Source organism: Desulfobacter sp. (assembly GCA_028768545.1).
In the GTDB taxonomy this organism is placed as follows: Bacteria; Desulfobacterota; Desulfobacteria; order Desulfobacterales; family Desulfobacteraceae; genus Desulfobacter.
The window spans coordinates 2002138-2025201 of record CP054838.1; the positions used below are offsets into that span (position 1 = coordinate 2002138).

21 protein-coding genes and 1 tRNA gene are annotated in these 23064 nt (G+C 47.8%); 7 read left to right on the forward strand and 15 right to left on the reverse strand.

What is annotated here, in order from left to right; translation table 11 throughout:
• Positions 1-17 precede the first annotated feature (17 nt).
• The gene (locus HUN05_09615) at positions 18-1229 is read left to right on the forward strand and encodes an IS256 family transposase (GenBank protein ID WDP85357.1); all 1212 of its coding nucleotides are present in this window, start codon (positions 18-20) and stop codon (positions 1227-1229) included.
• A gap of 7 nt (positions 1230-1236) precedes the next feature.
• Here the strand turns inward: HUN05_09615 and HUN05_09620 are convergent, their stop codons facing one another.
• Entirely contained in the window at positions 1237-1764 is a 528-nt protein-coding gene (locus tag HUN05_09620) for an extracellular solute-binding protein (protein ID WDP88007.1), read from the reverse strand.
• 77 nt (positions 1765-1841) lie between these two features.
• Positions 1842-2129, reverse strand: a complete 288-nt coding sequence (locus HUN05_09625; GenBank protein ID WDP85358.1) for a hypothetical protein — start codon at positions 2127-2129, stop codon at positions 1842-1844.
• 153 nt (positions 2130-2282) lie between these two features.
• Here HUN05_09625 and HUN05_09630 point away from each other — a divergent pair, with 153 nt between their 5' ends.
• Positions 2283-3452 (forward strand): IS4 family transposase, encoded by a 1170-nt coding sequence (locus tag HUN05_09630; GenBank protein ID WDP88008.1) that lies wholly within the window; start codon positions 2283-2285, stop codon positions 3450-3452.
• A 641-nt stretch (positions 3453-4093) separates the two neighbouring features.
• Here HUN05_09630 and HUN05_09635 read toward each other — a convergent pair.
• From HUN05_09635 to HUN05_09660, 6 genes are all read right to left on the reverse strand, one after another.
• Positions 4094-4180 (reverse strand) — tRNA-Leu (locus tag HUN05_09635).
• Positions 4181-4305: 125 nt separating this feature from the next.
• Positions 4306-4956, reverse strand: coding sequence for a threonylcarbamoyl-AMP synthase (locus HUN05_09640; GenBank protein ID WDP85359.1), 651 nt, complete (start codon positions 4954-4956; stop codon positions 4306-4308).
• A gap of 5 nt (positions 4957-4961) precedes the next feature.
• On the reverse strand, positions 4962-6725 hold the full coding sequence (gene purD / locus HUN05_09645; protein WDP85360.1) for a phosphoribosylamine--glycine ligase: 1764 nt from the start codon (positions 6723-6725) through the stop codon (positions 4962-4964).
• A complete protein-coding gene (locus HUN05_09650; GenBank protein ID WDP85361.1) occupies positions 6722-7681 on the reverse strand; it encodes a D-alanine--D-alanine ligase in 960 nt (319 codons plus the stop codon). Before HUN05_09650 ends, purD begins: the two co-directional genes overlap by 4 nt.
• Positions 7682-7714: 33 nt before the next feature.
• Positions 7715-8209 (reverse strand): SHOCT domain-containing protein, encoded by a 495-nt coding sequence (locus HUN05_09655; GenBank protein WDP85362.1) that lies wholly within the window; start codon positions 8207-8209, stop codon positions 7715-7717.
• Complete coding sequence (locus HUN05_09660; GenBank protein ID WDP85363.1) at positions 8206-8577, reverse strand: DUF1992 domain-containing protein; 372 nt, start codon at positions 8575-8577, stop codon at positions 8206-8208. Before HUN05_09660 ends, HUN05_09655 begins: the two co-directional genes overlap by 4 nt.
• Positions 8578-8780: 203 nt before the next feature.
• On the opposite strand from HUN05_09660, the gene HUN05_09665 reads away from it, so the two are divergent.
• Positions 8781-9332, forward strand: a complete 552-nt coding sequence (locus tag HUN05_09665; protein WDP85364.1) for a GerMN domain-containing protein — start codon at positions 8781-8783, stop codon at positions 9330-9332.
• An 11-nt stretch (positions 9333-9343) separates the two neighbouring features.
• Positions 9344-11377 (forward strand): elongation factor G, encoded by a 2034-nt coding sequence (gene fusA, locus HUN05_09670; GenBank protein ID WDP85365.1) that lies wholly within the window; start codon positions 9344-9346, stop codon positions 11375-11377.
• 335 nt (positions 11378-11712) lie between these two features.
• On the opposite strand, the gene HUN05_09675 is transcribed toward fusA, so the two are convergent.
• The 6 genes from HUN05_09675 to HUN05_09700 form a co-directional block, all read right to left on the reverse strand.
• Positions 11713-13128 (reverse strand): M48 family metalloprotease, encoded by a 1416-nt coding sequence (locus HUN05_09675; protein WDP85366.1) that lies wholly within the window; start codon positions 13126-13128, stop codon positions 11713-11715.
• Positions 13129-13165: 37 nt separating this feature from the next.
• Positions 13166-13702, reverse strand: a complete 537-nt coding sequence (locus HUN05_09680; protein ID WDP85367.1) for a DUF3334 family protein — start codon at positions 13700-13702, stop codon at positions 13166-13168.
• 206 nt (positions 13703-13908) lie between these two features.
• On the reverse strand, positions 13909-14838 hold the full coding sequence (locus tag HUN05_09685) for an ABC transporter permease (protein WDP85368.1): 930 nt from the start codon (positions 14836-14838) through the stop codon (positions 13909-13911).
• Entirely contained in the window at positions 14832-15923 is a 1092-nt protein-coding gene (locus HUN05_09690) for an ABC transporter permease (GenBank protein ID WDP85369.1), read from the reverse strand. Before HUN05_09690 ends, HUN05_09685 begins: the two co-directional genes overlap by 7 nt.
• Positions 15907-17457 carry an ABC transporter ATP-binding protein gene (locus tag HUN05_09695; protein WDP85370.1) on the reverse strand — a complete coding sequence of 517 codons (1551 nt, stop codon included), beginning with the start codon at positions 17455-17457 and terminating at the stop codon, positions 15907-15909. The genes HUN05_09690 and HUN05_09695 overlap by 17 nt, the downstream gene beginning before the upstream one ends.
• Positions 17458-17670: 213 nt before the next feature.
• Positions 17671-18777, reverse strand: coding sequence for a BMP family ABC transporter substrate-binding protein (locus HUN05_09700; protein ID WDP88009.1), 1107 nt, complete (start codon positions 18775-18777; stop codon positions 17671-17673).
• Positions 18778-19415: 638 nt separating this feature from the next.
• On the opposite strand from HUN05_09700, the gene HUN05_09705 reads away from it, so the two are divergent.
• The 3 genes from HUN05_09705 to HUN05_09715 are packed head-to-tail and all read left to right on the forward strand — an operon-like array spanning position 19416 to position 21483.
• On the forward strand, positions 19416-19865 hold the full coding sequence (locus HUN05_09705) for a cyclic nucleotide-binding domain-containing protein (GenBank protein ID WDP85371.1): 450 nt from the start codon (positions 19416-19418) through the stop codon (positions 19863-19865).
• Positions 19866-20321 carry an OadG family protein gene (locus tag HUN05_09710; protein ID WDP88010.1) on the forward strand — a complete coding sequence of 152 codons (456 nt, stop codon included), beginning with the start codon at positions 19866-19868 and terminating at the stop codon, positions 20319-20321.
• A gap of 34 nt (positions 20322-20355) precedes the next feature.
• On the forward strand, positions 20356-21483 hold the full coding sequence (locus HUN05_09715) for a sodium ion-translocating decarboxylase subunit beta (protein ID WDP85372.1): 1128 nt from the start codon (positions 20356-20358) through the stop codon (positions 21481-21483).
• A 91-nt stretch (positions 21484-21574) separates the two neighbouring features.
• Here the strand turns inward: HUN05_09715 and HUN05_09720 are convergent, their stop codons facing one another.
• Positions 21575-22894, reverse strand: a complete 1320-nt coding sequence (locus tag HUN05_09720; GenBank protein WDP85373.1) for a metallophosphoesterase — start codon at positions 22892-22894, stop codon at positions 21575-21577.
• Between the last annotated feature and the right edge of the window lie 170 nt (positions 22895-23064).

Genomic DNA, 23064 nt, shown 5'->3' on the forward strand with positions numbered 1-23064 from the left:
AAATAAGGAGAACTGACATGACCGAAGAAAACACCGAATTTGATTTTCAAAAAGCCCTTAAAGGCATCCAGGAAGGTAAACCCTTCACAGGTAAGGGCGGCGTCCTTACATCATTAATCAAAAATCTTGCTGAAGCTGCTCTTGAAGGAGAGTTGGAGTCCCATCTCGGGCAGGAAGTTTCTGCCAACCGCCGTAATGGAAAAAGCAAAAAGACCATTAAATCCCTGGATGGTAAATTTGAGCTGGAAACCCCGCGTGACAGGGCCGGAACCTTCTCTCCACAGATCGTCAAAAAACATCAGACAACGCTCAGCGATGAAATTGAAAGAAAGATAATAGCCCTTTACGGCCTGGGCATGAGTTATAATGATATGGCTTCCCATTTACAGGAAATCTATGGACTTGAGATTTCAAATGCCACTCTGAGCACCATTACCGATAAAATCATCTATACCGTCAAAGAATGGCAGGCCAGGCCGTTGGAAAATGTGTACCCAATCATATGGCTTGATGCCATACATTATAAAGTACGAGAAAACGGAAAGGTCGCCAGCAAAGCCGTTTACACAATTCTTGGGGTGAATATCGAGGGCCGCAAAGAGGTTCTTGGGCTGTACATATCCGAGAATGAGGGTGCGAACTTCTGGCTGCAGGTGTTAACAGACCTTTCAAACCGAGGGGTAAAAGATATCCTGATTGCCTGTGTTGATGGTCTAAAAGGTTTTCCCGAGGCCATTGAGACCATATTCCCGGACACAGAAGTTCAACTCTGCGTAGTCCACCAGATCCGAAATTCATTGAAATACGTTGGTTCCAAAAATAAAAAGGAATTTATGGCAGATCTAAAACGTGTTTATAAAGCGGTCAATAAGGATCTGGCCGAAGAAGAACTGGATATCTTGGAAAATAAATGGAATGACAAATACCCGATTGTGATAAAATCCTGGCGGAACAACTGGGAACGCCTCAGTCATTTCTTTAAATATCCAGAAGAGATTCGACGGATAATATACACCACAAATACCATTGAGGCTGTGCATCGACAGTTTCGAAAACTGACCAAAACAAAGGGATCATTCCCGAACCAGGACAGCCTGTTAAAGCTGCTTTACATGGGGATCCAGAACGCCAGTAAAAAATGGACAATGCCGATTCAAAATTGGTCACTGACAATTTCCCAGTTGGCAATTTTCTTTGAAGGCCGGCTGGATAAAGAGCTGGGAATTTGATAGGGATTTATTTACAGATGGAAAAGATGGTTCCAGGAACTCCACTCCAGCAAAAGTCAACTCCTCCGACGTGGCTGATTGAAGGCCCATTCTCGGACCTGACTTTTACTTCCGCTGGCGCTGAGGCAGATCCGGGAACCGAAACCGTGACACAGAATTCTGAACATTCCCTAATATTGGGCATATTGGTCTTTGTGACCATGTCATTCAGCAGGTTGATTGCCTTGACACCGGCCTTGCCATCAAAAGCAACCGTTTTCTCATCCTTTGTCAGCATTGTGCCACCGTTAGAAGAAACAAGGGCCTGCCACAACCAGTTTCCGGTGATGCTCCAATCAAAGTACATCCCGTAAACATTATCACCCAAGGCGTCAATTTTTCTGGCAAGTTTGATGACCCCGTCCCATGTCTTTGGCAAGTTGTCCGGATCGGCCCCGGCTTGTCTTACGAGATCTGCATTAGCGTACATGATAGGTGTCGATACGGCAAAGGCAAGACCATATTGTTTATCATTATGTCGTCCAAGAGAGAGGATACTCGGGCTGTACCCCTGGACTTCCTAATCCTTTTCACCTTGGATAAACCTGTCTAACGGTACCACTATATCACGGTCTACAAGGGTACGAATCGGTTGTGCCCCTGGTAAGACACATCTGGCATAGAATCCGTAATGGCTCCACGTAGAACAATTTGAACGCATTCCTCATAAGCTTTAGCCGGTGCCAGGAACTTAATTTCCACATCAGGATGTTTTTGCATGAATTCATTGGCAATTTGATCGTGAACATCCTTGAACACAAAGGCTTTTTCATGCAGAACAGAAAGAGTAACCTTTTTTGCTTCTGCCGTGCTTGTAAATAGAACAATAGCAACTCCAATCACTATAAGTAAATTTTTCATCTTTTTCCTTTTTTTTTAGTCAAAACCAGTAGTGTCCGGTTAGGTTGTTGCATATAAAAAGCATCTAAAATCATTGAAAAAACAGTCTGTTTTGTGTTGACAAATGTGCTAAAAATTTTTGTGCGCCTTGAAAATTTAACTCAAGGAGCTCAAATGACGCACATCTCAGTCCCTAAAAAACAACTACGGTCCCTGAACTTTGACAATTTCAGGTGCCCTCTGATAAAGTCACTTTCAAAAGCACCGGAATTACAATCTCGAGGAGACCGCCCTTTAAAAATGACATTCGAAGACCAGATAAATGCTTTGGTTTATTTCCATCTTCAGGAGCACAAGTCTGCCCGACATTTAATTCAGGATCTCAAGGAGAATGTTTTTGCTAAAGAAAATATTGCGCCAGACGGTGGTATCAGCCGTAGTAGTTTCTGTGAAGCCATCAATCACAGGGGACTCGAACAACTGCAATTTATCTTTGAGGATCTTTATAAACAGGCTCTTGAGTGTCATCCGGGTGAACACGCCGAGTTAGGAGAGTTGGTTTCCATTGACGGTAGTCTCATAAATGCAGTCCTTTCAATGCACTGGGCGAACTACAGAAAAGGAAGTAAAAAAGCCAAAGTACATTGCGGATTTGACATTAATCACGGAATCCCAAACAAAATCTTTTTGACTGAAGGCAACGGCGCTGAACGCACTTTTGTTCCCAAAATACTTTCCAAGGGGCAAACAGGTGTTATGGATCGTGGATATCAATCCCATAAAGAATTTGACCTGCTTCAGGAGCAAGGCAAACATTTTGTCTGCCGTATAAAAACCAGGACAACAAGAACAATTATTGATAACCACGAGACCCCTTCCGACAGCTACATTTTTTATGATGCACTGGTTAAACTTGGTACTCCGAATCAAAACCAGACGAAAAGGCCTGTTCGGGTTGTTGGCTATAAAATTGCTGGCGTCAAATACTATGTGGCAACTGACAGGCATGATTTAACAGCGGAACAAATAGCAACAATTTATAAACTCCGGTGGACCATTGAGGATTTTTTCAAATGGTGGAAAGAACATCTGAAGGTATATCATCTCATTGCCCGCAGTGAATACGGCCTTATGGTTCAGATTCTTGGCGGCCTTATCACTTACCTGTTACTGGCAATCCATTGCCAAAAACAGTTTAATGAAAAGGTCACGATCAAAAGAGTTCGGCAGCTGCGAACCGCCATTCTAAATGACCTGTTTGGCTGCGAGGAGCAGGGCTCTCATAGTTCAAACAGGGACAATATTGTCAAAGATCAAAAAATTATTGAGCAAGCAAAAACCTAACCGGACATCACTGAGTCAAAACAAAATTAATAGTCATATCGAAAAAATAATCGATTACTTGTAGTATCGGGGTCGATGAATGTAAAATTGATATACTTAATAAATTGCAAATAATATATTTGCCAAATCAATACTAAACGAGTTTTTTCGGCTGGAGTGACGCGCTTCAAATGTTGTAACAGTTTGGTGGTTTGATGCCTCTAATAAGCGCCTATGTTTTCTTATGCGATTTAAAATGTTGGTACCACTACTGACTGCTAACCAGCCCATTTCGGCCCCACGGCCAGTCTCCGCCAATCAACCGTCAGGAGGGCGTGACCGGAACATCGTCGTGGGGTTTCTTATCGCAGCCTGGTTGTATCAGGTAAGCTTTTTCCACACGCCGGACGATAGCTATGCGTCGCTTTTTTCAACATGGGCACAGATCTGGTCCCAGGCCTTTTTTTTGGGGGGGGGGGGCGGATCCAGGCCACCAAAACGTTGGCTCTATTGTAGAAACAGCTGCCTGGAGCAATCCGTTATCGAAACATGAGATTTGAAGAGATAATCAAAAAAAATATTCTGCATGCTATTTGCGTGCTGGGTGCTTTTAGAAAATAAAAAAGGCTTTCACCGAAATCGCTGAAAGCCTTGAATATTCTTGGTACCGGAGGCGAGACTTGAACTCGCAAGAGCATACACCCGGGGGATTTTGAATCCCCTGCGTCTACCAATTCCGCCACTCCGGCATGGGACATTCTTTTTAATGGAAAACACAGGGTTTGTCAATATAATTTCTGACCTGCAAAGGCATGGAATCATAAAATTTATTTTTAGGGGGGTTACGATCCTATGAGAGATCAACGGATTGGTATCAGCCAAGGCAGGCAAGGATCTGTCGGGCAGGGATACTCCCATGGCGGAGAATTTTAACCGGGCCGGCGCTGACATCGACAATGGTGGAGCCTGCACCGCCCTGAAGTCTTCCGGCATCCAGGATCAGGTCGGCGTTGGTTATAATGGAAGGGTCAAGGGCGCAGGTCTGGGTGCACCCAGGCTCTCCTGACAGGTTTGCACTGGTGCCGGTGACAGGAAAATCAACCGCTTCCACCAGGGCCCGGGCCACGGGATGGCCTGGCAGGCGGATGCCGATTTTCCCGGTCTGGGCGGTGAGAAGAGGGCAAATATGGTCTGCCGCCTCAAAAACAATGGTGAGCCTGCCCGGCCAGAAATTTTCCATGAGTCGTTTGGCCGGATCCGGGATGGATTTTACCATTGGGCTTATGCTGTCCAGGTCTTTGACCAATACCAGGAGGGGATTGTTCTTGGGACGCTGTTTGAGCAGGAAGACCCGTTCCACGGCCCTGGGATCCAGGGCATTGGCCGCCACCCCGTAAAGGCAATGGGCCGGAAAAATCACCACTCCGTGTTGAACAAGGCGGTTTTTGGCCTTTTGTATAACAGAATCCTCCGGGCAAAGGATGTTCACCCGGAGGATATTTAAGGGCTGGGGCTGTTCAGACATAAAGATCAGGCAAAGGACTGGGCCTTTTTAACCACTTTTGCGGCCATCTCTTTTTTAAAGGCATCAAGTTTTTCAGCGACCACAGGGTCTGATACCCCGATGATCTGGGCTGCGGTGATGCCTGCGTTATGGGCCCCGGATTTGCCTATGGCCATGGTGGACACTGGAATGCCCGGCGGCATTTGAACCGTTGCCAGCAGGGCATCCATTCCCTGGAGCGCCGAGGAGTCAATGGGCACCCCGAGCACGGGCAGGGTGGTGTGGGCGGCAATGACCCCGGCCAGATGGGCGGCATGTCCTGCCCCGCAGATGATGACTTTGATGCCTTTTTCACGGGCCTCAATGGCCAGTTGGGATGCCTGTTCCGGGGTCCTGTGGGCAGATGCCACGGTCACGTAATAGGGGATATCAAATCGTTTGAGCATGACCAAGGCCTTTTCCATGACAGGAAAGTCGGAATCCGATCCCATGATCACTCCGACCTGGGGGGGAATGGCCATGCGCTTCAGGGCTTTTGCACCGATATCTTTTCTCAGGAAATGATCTTTAAAGGCAATTTTCCCGCAGGCCTCATAGGCCGTGTTAATGGCCTCTTCAACCGTGGTGCCAAGGGAGGTGACACCTAAAACCCTGCCTCCGGCTGAAACCACTTGATCCTTGTCCATGGCGGTTCCGGCGTGGAAAACAACGGTATCTTTGACCTTGTTGGCCTCATCAAGCCCTGTGATTTCATGGCCAATGTCATAGTCTCCTGGGTAACCGCCCGAGGAAATGACCACGCACATGGCTGCCCTGGGATCGATCCGGGTTGTATGGTTGTGCAGGGTGCCGTTGCCGCAGGCTTCCATCAGGGGGACCAGATCGTTTTCAAGGCGCATGAGAATGGGCTGGGTTTCAGGATCTCCAAGGCGGGTGTTAAATTCCAATACCTTGATCTGGTCTTTTTCCACCATAAGGCCTGCATAGAGAACCCCGGTAAAGGGCGTCCCCTCTTTGGCCATGCCCTGAACCGCCGGGATCATGACCTCGTTCATGGCCTTGGTGCGAAGATAATGGTCCAGAACCGGGGCAGGGGAGTATGCGCCCATGCCGCCGGTGTTCGGGCCTTTGTCATTGTCGAAAATCCGTTTGTGATCCTGGGATTCCGGCAGGGGCAGCACGGTTTTTCCATCGGTCAGGCAGATAAAAGAGGCCTCTTCACCCCGAAGGCATTCTTCCACCACAACAATGGCGCCGGCATCTCCAAAGCTGTTTTCCTGGAGCATTCCGTCAATGGCCTCATGGGCCTGTTCAACAGAGGTGCAGACAATAACGCCCTTGCCTGCGGCAAGCCCGTCTGCCTTGACCACGCAGGGTGCTCCCAAGGCATTGGCATAGGTCTTGGCCTTGTCAGGGTCGGTAAAGGCCTTGCCCATGGCACAGGGAATACCGTATTTGAGCATATGGTTTTTGGAAAAGACCTTTGAGCCTTCAAGTTTTGCCCCGGCCTTGGACGGGCCGAAAACCCCCAGGCCCTTTTCTTTGAATACATCCACAATTCCTGCGACAAGAGGGCCTTCGGGCCCGACAACTGTGAGATCAATCTCATTGTCTTTGGCAAAGGCGGCAAGGCGCTCTATATCTTCGGCATTGATGTCCACATTTTCAGCCAGGGTCTGGGTGCCGGCATTGCCCGGGGCACAATAAATTTTGTCCACCATGGGACTTTGAGAAATTTTCCATACCAGGGTATGTTCCCGGCCGCCGCTGCCTACAACAAGGATCTTCATTTTGCTCTCCTTAGGTTAGTCCGTTTATTTTCTTCAATGGCCAGTTCGACAAGCCTGTCCAGCAGGGCTGAAAAACTGTATCCCCCCACATTGGCAGACTGGGGAAAGAGACTGGTGGCAGTCATGCCCGGAATGGTATTGGTTTCAAGGACAAAAAGTTCGCCTTGTCTCAACAGCATGTCCGTACGGGAATACCCCTTGAGAAATAAGGCCTTGTGCGCCTTAATGGCAAGGTCCTGAACCCTGCGGGTGGTCTCTTCATCTATTCGTGCCGGGCAGATTTCTTCGGTCTCCCCTGCCTCGTATTTGGCCTGGTAATCAAAAAAGTCATGGTTGTCCCCGGGAATGATTTCTATCACGGGCAGGGCCTCAAGGTCCTCATTGCCCAGAACCCCGCAGGTCAGTTCAACGCCCTGGATATAGCGTTCCAGAATCAGGGTGTCGTCATGGGTAAACCCTTTGGCTATGGCAGGACCCAACATGTCCGCCTCCCTGACAATGGTCATGCCCACGCTGGAACCGGCACAGGCCGGTTTGACCACGATGGGCAGCCCTAAACTGTCGATCACTTGAGGAATCGAGATTTTTTCATTGGCATTAAAGGCCAGGTATCCCGGGGTGGGGATTTTACACCCGTCATAGAGCTGCTTTGCCGTCAACTTGTTCATGGCCACAGCAGAGCCTAATACCCCTGCGCCCTGGTAGGGGATGTCTAAAAGATCCAGAAGCCCCTGGACCGTGCCGTCTTCCCCGAAAGGGCCGTGGAGGATGATCAGGGCCGCATCAATATCCGGAGCGTCCATGACCAGTTGTTGCAAATTAAGCTTTGGATCATATCGGAGAATCTCATACTTCTCCTTGTCCAAGGCCTCAAATACCTGGTCGCCGCTGTTCAGCGACACTTCCCGTTCCGTTGATACGCCTCCGGCCAACAGGGCCAGCTTGATTTTTTTCATTTGCCTCTCCTTTTGGCTTAAGCGGCCAGAATTTTATCCTTGAATAATATTCTGCCGCGCGGATTCAAACTCATCTTGGGAGATGAGGTTTTTTTCATAAAGGGTGTTAAGCTCGATCATTTTTTGTTCCGTCCGGGTCATAGTGCTTTCAATGAGGCGGACATTGGGCTCGCCCTGGGAATTGTCGGGTGCCATCATCAGGGCCGGGGTTTCCTTGGCCTTTATTTTAAAGGATGCAAGGCCGCCTAAAAGTCTGACCTCCAGGGCACGGTCCGCAAATTCAGGGGCCCCGAGAATTTCACTGAGACTGGACGAGGTTGCCCTCATCCTGCGGTAGATGAACCAGGCAATGGAGAGTACAAGGATGCCGATACCTGCCATGATCCAGGGCAGGTAGTGGTAGACCCCTTTGAACAGCACAACGGTGAGCCCCACCCCTGCCAGGAGAAATACGTGGAGCAGCAGGATAAAATAGGCGACAAATATATTTTTAAACAGTCCTTCTTTGTCTTTTTTTCGAATAGTCATGATATTTTTTTTGCTAGTTTATTTTGATATTGGTCTCTTGCCAGGAAAGCGGTATGGCCTGTGCTCCGGATACTGTCAAGCTTGGCCAGCATGAAGTTGAGCTTTTTGCCAAGTGCTGTCTTTTCTTCTGAATCATCACAGAGCGTACTTAAAAGGTCCCGGGTATGGGAAATTTTTTTTTTGAGTTCGATTTCCGGAGGTAGAAAACCTGAATTTTTCAGGATTTTATGGGCCATGCGCAGGTCCTTGGGCACATTGATATCATCAAATTCCAAGGGTTGTCCCCGGCCGGAAAGGCCCTCAAAGGCCCCTTCTTTTTCGGCTTTTTTTATTCTCTGTTCAACAATGGCTTCAAATCCCGGGATCATACTTGCTTTCCTGACTCCCGGCCCAATGGGCACGGGGTATAATAGCGGCATTTTTTCTTGAGTATGTTTTAGGGCCATATGCCTGGTTTAAGCAATGGATTCTATTAAACTCAGGTGGGTTTTGCAAGCTATTTTCTTGACAGCAAAAGTCCAATACTGTATCAAATAGCATTTTAAATTAAAGAATTAGGACCTTTGTCCCCATGAAAACAAAAGCCGCATTTAAAATTTCACTTGCCTTTTTTTTGGGGATGGCGGCCTGGATGTTCAGTTTAGAGGCTGGTTTGGGAATTGCCTTGGCAGACCCGGGTACTTTGGATTCAAAAAATCCGGCCTTGTTTGATGCCTTTCTTTATTTTGCCGATTCAGGCAGGACCCATTTAAAGGCTGTGCCCAAAACATTTCCGGCAGGACTTGATGATCACACCCTGGGCAAGGCCGTGCTCACCGCCCTGATGGCAGGGCCGCCTGATGGCATGGGCCGGGTTTTTCCGGACGCCACAAGGATCAATGCCCTGTTTATTAAGGATCGAAACGAGGCCTATGTGGACATCGGGATAGACCAGGGCCAGTTGCCTTCAAGTGATACCATAACCGAATATTTAGGCGTGTATTCACTGGTCAATACCCTGACCGTGAACATACCCCGGATCAAGCAGGTAAAAATACTGATAAACGGAACGGACAAGGGCAGCCTTGGCGGGCATCTGAGTCTGGACAATTTTTTTAAAACCAATATGTTGATCGTAAAATAAGTTGCAATGAAATGAGCAAACAAAAGAATATATCAAAGATTAGAAATATCGGTATCATGGCCCATATTGATGCGGGCAAGACAACCGTGACCGAGCGTATCCTCTACTATACGGGTAAATCCCATAAAATAGGAGAGGTCCATGACGGCGAAGCCACCATGGACTGGATGCAGGATGAGCAGGACCGGGGCATTACCATAACCTCGGCTGTGACCTCCTGCCAGTGGAAAGGGGCCATGATTCAGATCATTGATACCCCGGGCCATGTGGATTTTACCGTTGAGGTGGAACGGGCCCTTCGGGTGCTTGACGGCGCCATTGGTGTCTTCTGCGCCGTGGGCGGGGTGGAGCCCCAGTCCGAGACGGTCTGGCGCCAGGCCGACCGGTACGAGGTCCCCAGGATGGCCTTTATCAACAAGATGGACCGGACCGGGGCTGATTTTTTTCTTGCCTGTGATTCCATCAAAGAAAAACTTGGGGCCAATCCCGTGATGCTTCAGGTGCCCATCGGGGCGGAAGATCGGTTCAGAGGGGTAATTGATCTGATCAACATGCAGCAGATTGCCTGGGATGATGAGACCCTGGGAGCAGAATATGCCGCCGGGCCCATTGATGAAAATTATGAAGACCTTGCCCTGGAATACAGAGAAAAACTGCTTGAGGCCATTTCCGAAACCGATGACCAGATCATGGAAAAATACCTGGGTGAAGAAGATATCTTGGTTCCTGAACTAAAGGCTGCCATCCGGCGTGCCACCATTGAAAGGGCGATTGTGCCGGTGCTCTGCGGCTCTGCCCTTAAAAATAAAGGGGTTCAGCCCCTGCTGGATGCCATTGATTTTTATCTGCCAAGTCCCAAGGATATTCCGCCTGTAACAGGGATTCATCCCGAGTCTGAAGAGGTGATGCAGTTTTTGCCGGAAAAAAACGGGCCTTTGGCTGCCCTGATTTTCAAGGTGTCCATGATAGAGGGGCGCAAGCTTTCCTTTGCAAGAATTTATTCGGGCAGGATCGAGGCGGGCAAAGATGTCTACAACCCGGCCCTCAAGCGGAACGAAAAACTTTCCAGGATTCTTAAGATGCACGCCAACAAGCGTGAACGGCTCAACGAAGCCTCTGCCGGTGATATTATCGGGATTGTGGGGCTGAAAGATTCAGGCACCGGGGAAACCTTGTGTGACCGGGATCACCCTGTGTTTCTTGAAAAAATGGAATACGAGGATCCGGTCATCTCTATTGCCATAGAGCCTAAAACCCATGCAGACCAGGAAAAACTGGATACAGTTCTGGAAAAATTCATGATCGAGGATCCCACCCTCAGGGTGAGAAAGGATGAGGAAACCGGGCAGACCATTTTGTCCGGCATGGGCGAGCTTCATCTGGAAATTATCACTTCCAGGATGGTCAAGGAATTCAACACCAATGTAAATGTGGGCAAACCCCAGGTGGTCTACCGGGAGATTATCACGTCACCTGCCAGGGGCCAGGCTGTTTTTGAACGGGATATTCAGGGCAAATCCCATTACGCCAATCTTAGTGTTGAGCTCACCCCCCTGGCCCGGGGAGAAGGGGTGAGTTTTAAATCCCTTGTTACCGATGATCAGGTGCCGCCCCAGTATATTCAAGCCATTGAAAAAGGGTTTCGGGAAAGTCTTGAAGGCGGGTTCCTCAAAGGATATCCCCTGGTGGATGTGGGGATTGTTCTGGTTTCGGGCCGGTGTGAAGAGGGCAAAAGTTCCGAGCTGGGATTTTCCGTGTGCGGCGCCATGGCCTGCAAGGAAGCCTTGAAATCAGCAAATATAGGTCTTTTGGAACCCATTATGGATGTGGAAGTCTTTGTTCCGGATAATCATATGGGAGATGCCATTGCCGATTTAAATGCCAGGGGAGGAAAGGTGGAGTCCATCAATCCCAAGGCAAATATTCAGATTGTTAAGGCGGTGGTTCCTCTGGCCAGAATGTTCGGCTATTCCACAGCCCTCAGGTCTGCCACCCAGGGAAGAGGCACCTTTACCATGCAGTTTAAAAGTTTTGATAAGGTATAGCCGATTTTGCTTCATCTGCGGCGTTGCAGACCGTCCGCAGTAAAGTCACTACGGCTTCACGGCCTGACGGCTTCACGGCCTGACGCCTTGCGGCTATAGCGGTTCCCATAAATCTGTTCCGTTTGAATTATGCGAAAAAGTCAATTTTTATTGATTTTTTGAACCCAATCGGAAATTTAATTTGAGAATCGCTATAAAGCAAAATCGATTCGTGAAATATGCGGGTTAGACCGGCATAGATTGTGGCTTGGGAAAAAGGGCGACAAATTTTTTTATGATTTTTTAAAATTTGGGTCCAAAAAATTTAGGGTCCGGCAAAAGATAGGGCAACATGCCTATGATTTTTGCCGGGCCATTTTTTTTATTTTGCCCCTGACTTCTTGAAGGCGGGCTTGGGCCTCTTGTTTTACCTTTGGATCGTCTAAGGTCTCAATGGCACGAGTCAGGTGGCGGGTTGCATTTTTAAAGTCTTTTGTGGCGGTATAATAGAGCCCCAGGTAGTAGTGAGACATGGGGGAATGCTGCCTTTGGGACATGATATTGGCCATGTGAAAATTGGCCCGGGCAAATTCAGGTTGTTTCAGGTTCAGAATTTGGGTCAACCCTTTTTGGGCCGCATCCAACTGGCCTGTTTTAATCTGGGCCACAGATCGGTAATAAACAGCCAGATTCCCCATAATCTTGTCATGGGTCACCCCCTCTAAAATGGACAAGGCCTTTGAATAATGTTCCGCCCGGATATGGAGCCTTCCCAGTTCCAGAAGAATCATGGGATCAAAGATCTGGGTGGAAAGGGCCTTGTCCAGGTATTTAATGCCCAGGTCCAGTCGGTTGGTCCTGCCGTAGAGAAGGCCTAAGCCATAGTTGAGGGCCGGGCTGTCCGGATTTTTTTCAAGTTTGAGCCTGATTTTGTCAATATAGGCCTTGGGGTCGCTGTAAAGCCCGATAGTCCTGTATTTAACCATCTGGAAATCATAGTTGTCCGGCGGACTGGGTTTGTCTCCAGGCGGAACATAGTTTTCCAGAATACCGGCAAGATGGGCAATCCTTGAGCCTGTGCCCGGATGGGTTTTAAAATAGTCTGGAATTCCTTCAATCCCCTGGTAATCGGCTTCCCTTATTTTAATGAGGGCAGAGAGCAGGCCCTGGGGGGAATATCCTGTTTTTTCAAGGAAGAGAACGGCTTTCTGATCTGCCTCGGTCTCGTTGTCCCGGGTAAAGGAGAGCATGGAAGACTGTCCGGCGGCCATGGCCCCGATGGTCAGGGCCGAACCGGCATCTCCGCTGCTGGAGGAGCCGATGAGCACCCCGGCCAATATGCCTGCCAGGCTGCCGATGGTCACTATCTTGGACCGGTCAATGGACTGGGATACATGGCGGCTGGCAGCATGGGCCACCTCATGGGCCATGATGCCGGCAAGTTCGTCCATGGTATCCAGAGAATTGATCAGACCCCGGTGGATGAAAATATTGGCCGAAGGACCTGCAAAGGCATTAAAGGTATTGTCATTGATCATGTTAAAGTCAAAGTGAAAGGGCTGGGCAGGCAGGATATCAACAATGTGGCGGCCTACGGTGTTGATCATTTTAACCACCACAGGGTCATGAAGGATCAGGTCCTGTTCTTCGATCATTTCCATGAACTGGGTTCCCATTTTTTGTTCATCAGGTATGGAAATGGCAAAGGCCCTGGGGCTGAATATAAAGATCAGGGCCAGGCTTAGACAGGCCATGGGTTTAAGATGGATCATGGATATACCGGGTCAAACTTTCTTCCCCCAGGGGAAATTAAATATTTACAAATTCAGTATGCTCCATGGCAATTTCAATGCGGAAGCTGTAATTGCCGATTTTAAGCGAGAGTCTGCGGTTTTCAGCATAGGAGGCATCAATGACCAGGGTAATGGCCGAATTCAGGGTCAGGGCCTTGGGGTGCCCAATCACGGCATTGAGGTTAAATTGTTCTTCCACATCTTTGATCAGCTGACCTAACAGCTGGTTGGTGATCTCTCCTATGGTGTCTGCAACTTCTGGGTCTGCAATGGAGCTTGCCAGTTCATCTTCCGGCATGCCCATGGTGAGCATGTATTTTTTATAGAGTTCAAAGGCTGCTTCTGCTGTGAAATTTAAAATAACAAGGCCGATATAGTCCCCGTCAAATTGAACAAAACAGGTGAGATCCGGTTTCATGGAGACCTTGGGGATTTTCTGGATGGTTTTCGAATAGGTGATTGTCTGGCCCGTGCTCATCTCCAGGGTGTTTTGAGCCGTGGTCAGAAAAATTTTTGATATGGCATCAATGGATGGAATATTGGATTTGCCCATGTTTCTCCTTATAAATTACAGATGCATACATCCGTTGATTATCAATAATATCCCGCGAAATGTCAAATACTTATCCTTTTTTTATAGGGGGGGATCAGCTCTTGTCTGTTCACTGCGCCTTTGCCAGGAATTCGGGATAGAGAAAAGGCCTTTAATCCGAGTTTAAATGAGTTCATTGGATTTTGTGCATAATTTTTTGTACCCGGTTAGCGTTCTTCTCTGAAGTACGGGTTTCCAAGTTCCGCAGGAGGAGCGTTCTCCTTTGATTCTCTTATTGAGACCAGAATCAGAACCAGGGTGGTAAACACATAGGGAAGCATATCAATGATATATTGGGAAAAATGAATATCAAACTTTTGAAGCCTGAAACCAATGATATCAAGCCCCCCGAAAAGAAAGGCAGCATAAATGGCCCGATAGGGGCTCCATTTGGAAAAGATCACAAGGGCGACCGCGATCCAGCCCCTTCCTGCAGACACATTTTCCTGCCATGAAGGGATATAAACCAGTGAGAGATACGCCCCGCCCAGTCCGCAAAAGGCACCGCCTGCCAGGGTGTGGATGTACTGGTATAAGGAGACCCTGATGCCTGCGGCATCGGCCGCAGCGGTATTTTCCCCCACAGCCAAAAGGTTGAGCCCGGCCCTTGTTCTATACAGGTAGATCCCGGTCAGTATTGCCAGGACATATCCAATATAAACAAAGATTCCCTGCCTGAAAAAGATCTCTCCTATAAACGGGATCTGGCCCAGAATGGGCAGATGAATTTCAACAAAGAATTTTTTCATTGAATCTGAAATGACTTCGCCCATGAGGCCCTGACCCAGAAAGCTTGAAAAACCGGTTCCAAATATGGTCAGGGATAATCCGGCCACAACCTGGTTGGCCCTCAGGGTGATGGTCAGAAAGGCAAAGATTGAGGCCCCAAAGGCACCTGACACCATGGCGGCAATAATGGACAGATAGGGGTTGGCCGTTGCCAGTCCTACTTTAAAACCGATCACAGCACCCATGAGCATCATGCCTTCAACGCCCAGGTTCAGCTTACCTGATTTTTCCGTAATGATCTCTCCTAGGATGGCAAATAAAAGCGGAGTGCCTGCAACAACGGCTGCTGCTAAAAAAAGAGTTAACATAGGTCTTTTCCGTTTTGTCTGTCGGTATGAGTGTTTCTTTTTTTATTAACGATCAGCCGGTATCGGATAAAAAATTCGCTCCCAAGAACAAAGAAGAGTATCATTCCCTGGAGAATTTCCGCGGCGGAATTGGGGATCTGATAGGCCAGCTGAATAAAAGAGCCTCCCTGGACCATGGCGGCAAATAAAAAAGAGACGCCGATGATGATGGGCGCGGATAATCCGGCAAGCCAGGCCGTTATAATGGCCGTGTACCCTACCCCTCCTGAGATTTCAACGGAAAGGGTTCTGCTTACGGCAGAGGCTTCAATCATCCCGGCCATACCGCAGATGCCGCCGCTGATGATCATGGTGACCAAAATGATTTTGCCCACATTCATGCCGGCGTATCTTGCCGTATTTTCACTTTCGCCAATGACACTTATTTCATATCCTTGTTTGGTGTGGTTGATAAAGTACCAGACCAGTGCGGCCATGATCAGGGCAATGACCCAGCCTGTATGGACGCCCCAGAGTTTTGGAAGCACCGCAGCTTCGCTGAAATTGGCAATTTTGGGAAACCCCATGGCATTGGGGTCTTTCCAGGGCCCGTACTGAAGATAGGTAATCCATTTTAAGGCAATATAGTTCATCATCAGGGTAAATATGGTTTCGTTTGTATTAAATCTGGCCCTGAAAAAGGCCGGGATCAAGGCCCAGAATCCTCCGCCGATAAAGCCTGCAACAAACATCATGGGCAAGAGCAGCCCCCTGTTTAAGTTCGGAAAGGTTAAGGCTACCCAACTGGCCATAAAAGCGCCCATGATAATCTGGCCTTCGGCGCCGATATTCCAGAATTTCATTTTAAAGGCCACGGCAATCCCAAGGGAGGTAATGATCAAGGGAATTGATTTGGTGATGGTTTCAATCATTCTGTATTTTGTTCCAAAGGCCCCTTTGACAATGGAAATATAGACATCAATGGGGTTGTGCTCCATGAGCAGGATAAAGAGCGCGGATGTCAGCAAGGCCAGAATCACGGCAATGATTCGTATTGAGACCGCTTTTCTTTTGGAACAATGTCCCCTGTTAACCATTCTGATCATGGGCCGCCCCTTTAAATTCAATTGATTGATCGTAAGATTTGCCGGCCATCATGAGTCCGATCTCCTCTTTAGAGACGGTGTCTGCCTTAACCGTTCCCGTTATTTTTCCATGGCACAATACAATAATTCTGTCACATAACTCCATGAGCACATCCAAGTCTTCACCCACATATAAAATACCCACGCCCATCTGTTTTTGTTCGTTGATAAGATCATATATGAGATGGGAGGAGCCGATATCAAGGCCTCGGGTGGGGTAGGCAGTGATCAGAATGGTGGGGTTTGAATCAATCTCTCGTCCGAGGAGTACTTTCTGGATATTTCCACCGGAAAGAAGCTTGACTGGATGCTTGATGCCCGGTGTATAGATATTTAGCTTTTCAACAAGGCATTCGGCCTTTTGGGCGGCAGGTTTCCGGTTGAGAAAAAAACCGCTCTGCTTATAATAATCTCTTAAGATGGTATTGTTGATAATATCCATGGAAGAAACAAGACCCATGCCAAGGCGGTCTTCGGGGATAAAACTCATGCTGATCCCTTTTTTAAGGATCTGGCGGCAGGTTCTGCCAAGGATATTTTCATTTTTATAGATAATTTTTCCGGACACATCGTGCTCAAGCCCGACAATGGCCTCGCAGAGTTCCTTTTGCCCGCTGCCTGCAACACCGGCCACCCCAAGGATCTCTCCTGAGGCAAGGGTAAAGGAGATCTCTTTTAATTTTTGTACCCCTTCTTTATCAAGGACAGAGAGATTCTCAACTTCCATGAGGGTTTTGTTATCTCTTGTTGCCACCCGGTCGATGGACAGATTGACGGCTTTGCCCACCATTAAATCCGTGAGATGTTTGGGCGAGGTATCCCTGGTTCTTACCGAGCCGACACTCTTTCCCTTTCGCATGACAGAGACCCAGTCGCTTATGGACATGACCTCGTTGAGTTTATGGGTGATGATAATAATGGCGCAGTTTTCTTCTTTCATTTTTCGAAGAATATCAAAGAGCTTGTCAACCTCCTGGGGGGTGAGAACCGCCGTGGGTTCGTCCAGAATCAGGATATCCGCTCCCCTGAACAAAACCTTTAAAATCTCAACATTCTGTTTCTCTCCCACGGACATATTGTAGATCTTTTTGTTGGGATCGACATTCAATCCAAACCGGTCGCTGATCTGTTTTATTTTTTTTCCAAGCTTTTTACGATTTAGAAAAAATGGGACCTCCTGGCCCAGAATGATATTTTCAGCTGCGGTCATCACTTCAACCAGTTTGAAATGCTGATGAATCATCCCTATTTTAGCTTTTATGGCATCTTTGGGAGAATTGAAACCTACCTGTTTTCCCTTAACAAGAATCGAGCCTTTATCAGGCCTGTAAATCCCGGACAGCATATTCATCAGCGTTGATTTCCCGGCCCCGTTTTCACCTAAAAGCGCATAAATATCCCCCTTTTTAACTTCAAAGGAGACATCTTTATTGGCCACGACAGACCCAAAGGTCTTTGTAATGTCAATCATCTTAACGAAAATGTCAGAGTTCATTGAAAATTTCCGGTGTTATTTAATTCTGAATAAAAACTGACCCAGGGTGTATTCCATGGGTCAGTTCAGGGGAAATCAATTTATCGCTGCCGTTGGTCACCCGGGGATAAACCTTAGGTGACGTCCGGATAAAGTATACGGGTGAATCGGTCACCGCCAACAATCTAATGCGGTTGGAGGTGACCGATGGTTCAACTGTTTAGGTTTAAAAGATTATTCTGATTTGATTTTACCGACAACACCTTCAACAAACCAGTCCATTCCAAGCATATCCTTGTCAGACATGGTTGTATTTTCATCAACCTTTACCGTTCCGGCCTGGTTTTTGATCGGACCTGCGAAAACATGGAAGGAACCATCTTTGATTTTTGCAGTATAGGCGTCCACTTCCTTGGCTGCGCCCTCGGGAGCATTGGCTGTGAGATCGGCCAGTTTTACAATTTCATCTTTTAAACCGCCCCAGAAGCTGTGGGTTTTCCAGGTACCGTCCTGGACGGCTTTTACCTGGTCAATGTAATAGGGAGCCCAGTCCCATACCGGTGCTGTCATATAGGCTTTGGGTGCCATATCTTTCATGTCTGAATTATACCCGATTGAAAATACCCCCCGTTCTTCTGCTGCCTGCTGGGGACCTGCGGTATCCTGATGCTGGGCAATAATGTCGCAGCTTTCATCAAGAAGTGCCTTGGCCGCTTCTTTTTCCTTTGCAGGATCATACCAGGTATGGGTCCATCTGACATTGACACTGGCCTCGGGATTAACGGCTTTTACGCCCAGGGTAAAGGCATTGATGCCCCTGATCACTTCGGGGATTTCAAAGGCAGCCACATAGCCGATTTTATTTGTTTCTGTTTTAAGACCTGCCACCAGGCCGGAAAGGAATCTTGGCTCGTACATTCTTCCAAAGTGATTGGCCATGTTTTCCGTTTGTTTGTATCCTGAGCAATGGGAAAATTTGACCTGGGGAAATTCTTTGGAAATTTCTTCAACATAGTCCATGTAACCGAAACTTCCGGCAAAAATCAATTGGGCACCCTGGTCAACCATATTCCTGATGATCTCTTTTACTTCAGGACCTTCAGGGCAGGACTCTTTATAGATTGTTTTTACATTCATGGCCTTTTCAAGTTCAAGACGGCCCTGATCCTGGGCAAAGGTCCAGCCTCCGTCCCCAATGGGACCCACATAGATAAATCCAACGACCAAGGGGTCTTTAGCAGGTGCAACAGCCTCTTTTTGCACCTCTTCTTTTTTAACCTCTTTTTTTTCAGTATCCTCTTGTTGCCCGCATCCTGCAACCATTAAACATAAAATCGCCATAAATGCTAAAAAACTTCTGATTCCTTTTTTCAAAACCTGCCTCCTTTGAATTTATCCATACGCACTTTAACTTATTGGGCTCAAAAATCCCGGAGTAATATTCTATTTAAAATAATACGTTTACCCTGCAAAAATAAATTTAGCTTTAAATTGTATACCGGTCCGGTTAAATTTGCTTTAAATACCATACCCATACAATCAAAAACAGATTCACAATTTTAGGAGAAAAGATACCATTCTGGCATTTTTTTTCAAGCCTTTTTATCATGGCCTCGGCCTGAGATTCAATAAATTCATTCGGGGGAACACGGGGCAGGCAAAAACAGCATCCAAAGGGCAGAGCCTTTTGGATCGGATGGAAATAGGTGTTTGGTTAATAAATCTATGGAAAATTTTTAAGGCCTGACCCATGGCCTGCCGGGTTGGGACATGATTTTGGATGGGACGGGTCCGGGAGCCTTTTCAGGCGGTGGATTGGGGGGGAGGTTTTAAGACCGTAAAAAGGGGAAACCAGGGTATGGTTTTAAATGCGCCCCGGGCAACTGCGTTTTTTTATATCGACAGACATAATAAAATATGCTTGAATAATTTATTCTGGATAAGGGCTTAGTTCAAATCATCATGGAGATGAGAAGATTATGGATAGTCTTGAAGATGTTTTAAAACAGTCAATTGTTTTCAACTCGGTGGCAGATGGTGATCTTGACAGGATCATGCCTTTGTTTATCAAATGGGAGCTTCACACTGGCGATATCCTGGCCACAGCCAGGGACTCGGCCCAGTTCTTTTTTCTTTTGGCAGAGGGAACCTTGCTCATGGCCATGGATGAAGGCCGCGCCGTGGTTCTGGATATGCCGGGAGATTTCGGGGCAATGGAATTGCTTTCCCGTGACGGCATTTATACCACAACGGTCACTGCCCTGGAAAATGGTCTGGCCTGGGCCATCCCAAGGACCGATTTTCTCGGGTTTATTCAGGAAGATACCCCCGGGGCTGCCGGGGTGATGGCCGGGTGGCAGCAGTTTCTTGATACCCGTGCCATGTTTGCCAAGCAGATAACCAAGATTGATGTACCGGTGATGTCTTAAATAAGGAGGTGGACTTTGTACGGACTTGAAGCAATTAGTGCCAATAACGGGTGGGCAGTTTCCGTTGTGGGTATTTCCATCGTTTTTACCGGCCTTGTCATGCTTTCTTTGGTCATATCCCAACTTCACAAGGTGATTGACCTGATTGAAAATCCTGAGAAAATTAAAAAGGTGTTCGGGTCTAAAAAACAAGCGTCAAAGGACAAGGCACAGGCCTTGTCTATTATGGTGATTACAGAGGAGCAAAAAGAAATTGCCAAACAATTTGCCCTTTTGGTCAGAACCATGGAAGATCATTTTCCTTTACCCCGCCTTTTGCGGCTGGCGGTTATTTCCGGAATCAAGGATCCCCATGCCAATTTGAATATCCTGCTCAAAGCCTTTATCATCGTGGCCGATCAGGACGGGTATTTTTCCTGGGATGAGGAGCAGTTCTCCCAAACCATTTCATATTAAGCCGGTTATAACGTTATCAAAGGGAAATAGTTGAATGGATGCTTTATTCTTAGAATTTTTTCAGAACACCGGGTTTTTTCTATGCGATTACCGAAACATTATCATGATATTGATCGGCATGATCTTTATCTATCTTGGCATTGCCAAGGATTATGAGCCCCTGCTTCTAGTCCCCATAGGCTTTGGCATGCTCATGGGAAATATTCCCATTTTCAAGGGTCTGGGCCTTGGCATTTATGAGAGCAACTCGGTGCTCCACTATCTGTACTTTGGCGTGACCCAGGGAATTTATCCCCCCCTGGTATTTTTAGGGATCGGGGCCATGACGGACTTTTCAACCCTGCTGGCCCGCCCTGTGCTCATGCTGCTGGGTGCCGCTGCCCAGGCGGGTATTTTTATCACCTTTCTGGGTGCCCTCGCCCTTGGGTTTGCGCCCAACGAGGCTGCGTCCATCGGTATTATCGGCGGTGCTGACGGACCTACGGCCATATTTTTAACGGCAAAACTTGCCCCTGCCCTTATCGGCCCCATTGCCGTGGCTGCCTATTCCTATATGGCCTTGGTCCCGGTGATCCAGCCGCCCATTATGAAGCTTTTAACCTCGAGAAAAGAGCGGCTGATCCGGATGGAGGAACCCCGCCAGGTTTCCAAACGGGAAAAGATGATTTTCCCCATTGTGGCCTTTCTTCTCTGCTGCTTTATTGCTCCTGCGGCCCTGCCGCTTTTGGGCATGCTCTGCTTTGGAAACGTTCTCAAAGAGGCTGTGGTGACAGAGCGTTTGGCTGTAACCGCCCGTAACGCCATCATTGACACGGCCACCATCCTTTTAGGGGTGACTGTGGGGGCGTCCACCCAGGGGGATGTGTTCTTGACCAAAAGCTCCGTAGGCATTTTTATTCTGGGCGCGGTCTCATTCTGCATTGCCACGGCCTGCGGCCTGCTGTTTGCCAAATTCATGAACCTGTTTTTGAAAAAGAAGATCAATCCTTTGCTCGGGGCTGCCGGCGTCTCTGCCGTGCCTGATTCCGCCCGGGTGGTTCAGGTTGTGGGCCAGCGGGAAGATCCCACCAATTTTCTGCTCATGCATGCCATGGCCCCAAATGTATCCGGGGTGATCGGCTCTGCCATTGCCGCAGGCGTTCTTTGGAGTCTGATGGTTTAAAATAAAATTTTTAAGAAAAAAAGCCTGCATCCCTCTGGGGTGCAGGCTTTTTTTGTGAACCGCCCTCTAAAATGTATCGTTTAAGGATAGATCATACCTTGTTGACCTTGCCCGTATCCATATGGATGACAAGATTATTGTCCTGGGGGGGCAGATCAAACCACCATCCATGGATGAGATCCTTTTGCATCCAGGCAATGAATTTGAGCCAGAGGCCAAATTCCTCCGTGTCCAGGTAGGTTCCAGGCATGATTTCATCCCCTTTTAAATGGGCCATATACGCCTTGGCAATCTGGTGGTTGATCAGATCGCTCTGGTCTTGAGAAACTTTGTACTTTGCCAGGGCTTTATCGGCCAGTTTTTTTGTCCCCTCTGTGACATACTGGTCTGCATGGGCGGCAAACCCTTTGCCCATTGACGGAATGGCCCCGATGGATTGGCTTGTTATCTGAGCCCTGTAGCCCTGGGAAAGCTCAATTTTCCGGTAGGGGCAGGGGGCGGTGACCAAAGAGCCTGTTTCAATGTCAAAGATATACTGATCCTTGACCTGTTTGCGGGTAATATCCTGGGCATGGAAATGACCGGTAAAGACCATGGGAACATGGTAGGCGGCAAAAAGGGCTGCCACAGCCTCATCTTCGTCCACGATATATTCGCCATAAAATTTCTTGTTGGAGGGATAATGCGCCATGATCCCGTGGTGCTGGATAATGATAACGGCTTTGTTTTCTTGTTTGGCCTCAATGAGCTGGGCCTCTATCCAGGCCAGGGTCTGTTTTGAGAATGCCCCTCCTGTAATGGGATGGTGGTCTTTTTTGTTTTCTTTCCACCTGCAGGAATCTAAGGCCAAAAGCCTGAGCCCTTCCACGGGTTCTGCCACATAGCTCAAAGAGTCAGGATCCTCAACCAGGGCCTGACCATATCCGAAATCATGGTAAATCCGCCTGAAGTCTTCAGGGCCTGCGGCCTGGACCGGCTCTTTTTTATCTCCTGAAAATCGGACGGCATCAGCGTTGTTCACATCATGGTTGCCCGGAACCACAAATATTTTTTTTCCTGATTTTTTTAATACCTCTAAATGCTTTGCCATACCCTGGTGGCAGGTCATCTCTCCATCTTTGGTCAGGTCTCCGCAAACCAGAACAAAATCGGCCTGCTCCTTGGCGATCTCTCCCACTGCCGTTGAAATGATTTCATGGCTTAACACCAAAAGTTTTCTGTCATTGTCAAGATATGCCTGGAATGCGGGCCCGCTGGTTCCCAGAGCGGTATCGTAGAGATGGGTATCGGACAGGACAAAAAAACGGGTGTCAGGAAAGGGGATATTTTGTTCTGCCAAAGCCAGAGCATCGGGATCACTCTGGAATAAAAAATGTTGTTTTGCTGTGCAGCCAATGGAGAGAGGGATCATCTTTTTTCCTTATTGAATATGGAGACCATATTGATTAAATAAAAAATTGGATGAAAATCAGTGATTTTTAACAACCTTATCCTAATTTTATGGCCAGCGCAATTTTATCTTTTCCCCGGTTGAAAATCAGCGCCTGATCATAGGGGGTATCGTCTAAAACTTTAGGATTC

Coding starts and splice junctions, on each gene's coding strand:
- HUN05_09615 (WDP85357.1), top strand. CDS start 18: ATGACCGAAGAAAACACCGAATTTGATTTTCAAAAAGCCCTTAAAGGC.
- HUN05_09625 (WDP85358.1), bottom strand. CDS start 2,129: ATGAAAAATTTACTTATAGTGATTGGAGTTGCTATTGTTCTATTTACA.
- HUN05_09630 (WDP88008.1), top strand. CDS start 2,283: ATGACGCACATCTCAGTCCCTAAAAAACAACTACGGTCCCTGAACTTT.
- HUN05_09640 (WDP85359.1), bottom strand. CDS start 4,956: ATGTCTGAACAGCCCCAGCCCTTAAATATCCTCCGGGTGAACATCCTT.
- purD (WDP85360.1), bottom strand. CDS start 6,725: ATGAAGATCCTTGTTGTAGGCAGCGGCGGCCGGGAACATACCCTGGTA.
- HUN05_09650 (WDP85361.1), bottom strand. CDS start 7,681: ATGAAAAAAATCAAGCTGGCCCTGTTGGCCGGAGGCGTATCAACGGAA.
- HUN05_09655 (WDP85362.1), bottom strand. CDS start 8,209: ATGACTATTCGAAAAAAAGACAAAGAAGGACTGTTTAAAAATATATTT.
- HUN05_09660 (WDP85363.1), bottom strand. CDS start 8,577: ATGATCCCGGGATTTGAAGCCATTGTTGAACAGAGAATAAAAAAAGCC.
- HUN05_09665 (WDP85364.1), top strand. CDS start 8,781: ATGAAAACAAAAGCCGCATTTAAAATTTCACTTGCCTTTTTTTTGGGG.
- fusA (WDP85365.1), top strand. CDS start 9,344: ATGAGCAAACAAAAGAATATATCAAAGATTAGAAATATCGGTATCATG.
- HUN05_09675 (WDP85366.1), bottom strand. CDS start 13,128: ATGATCCATCTTAAACCCATGGCCTGTCTAAGCCTGGCCCTGATCTTT.
- HUN05_09680 (WDP85367.1), bottom strand. CDS start 13,702: ATGGGCAAATCCAATATTCCATCCATTGATGCCATATCAAAAATTTTT.
- HUN05_09685 (WDP85368.1), bottom strand. CDS start 14,838: ATGTTAACTCTTTTTTTAGCAGCAGCCGTTGTTGCAGGCACTCCGCTT.
- HUN05_09690 (WDP85369.1), bottom strand. CDS start 15,923: ATGATCAGAATGGTTAACAGGGGACATTGTTCCAAAAGAAAAGCGGTC.
- HUN05_09695 (WDP85370.1), bottom strand. CDS start 17,457: ATGAACTCTGACATTTTCGTTAAGATGATTGACATTACAAAGACCTTT.
- HUN05_09700 (WDP88009.1), bottom strand. CDS start 18,777: ATGGCGATTTTATGTTTAATGGTTGCAGGATGCGGGCAACAAGAGGAT.
- HUN05_09705 (WDP85371.1), top strand. CDS start 19,416: ATGGATAGTCTTGAAGATGTTTTAAAACAGTCAATTGTTTTCAACTCG.
- HUN05_09715 (WDP85372.1), top strand. CDS start 20,356: ATGGATGCTTTATTCTTAGAATTTTTTCAGAACACCGGGTTTTTTCTA.
- HUN05_09720 (WDP85373.1), bottom strand. CDS start 22,894: ATGATCCCTCTCTCCATTGGCTGCACAGCAAAACAACATTTTTTATTC.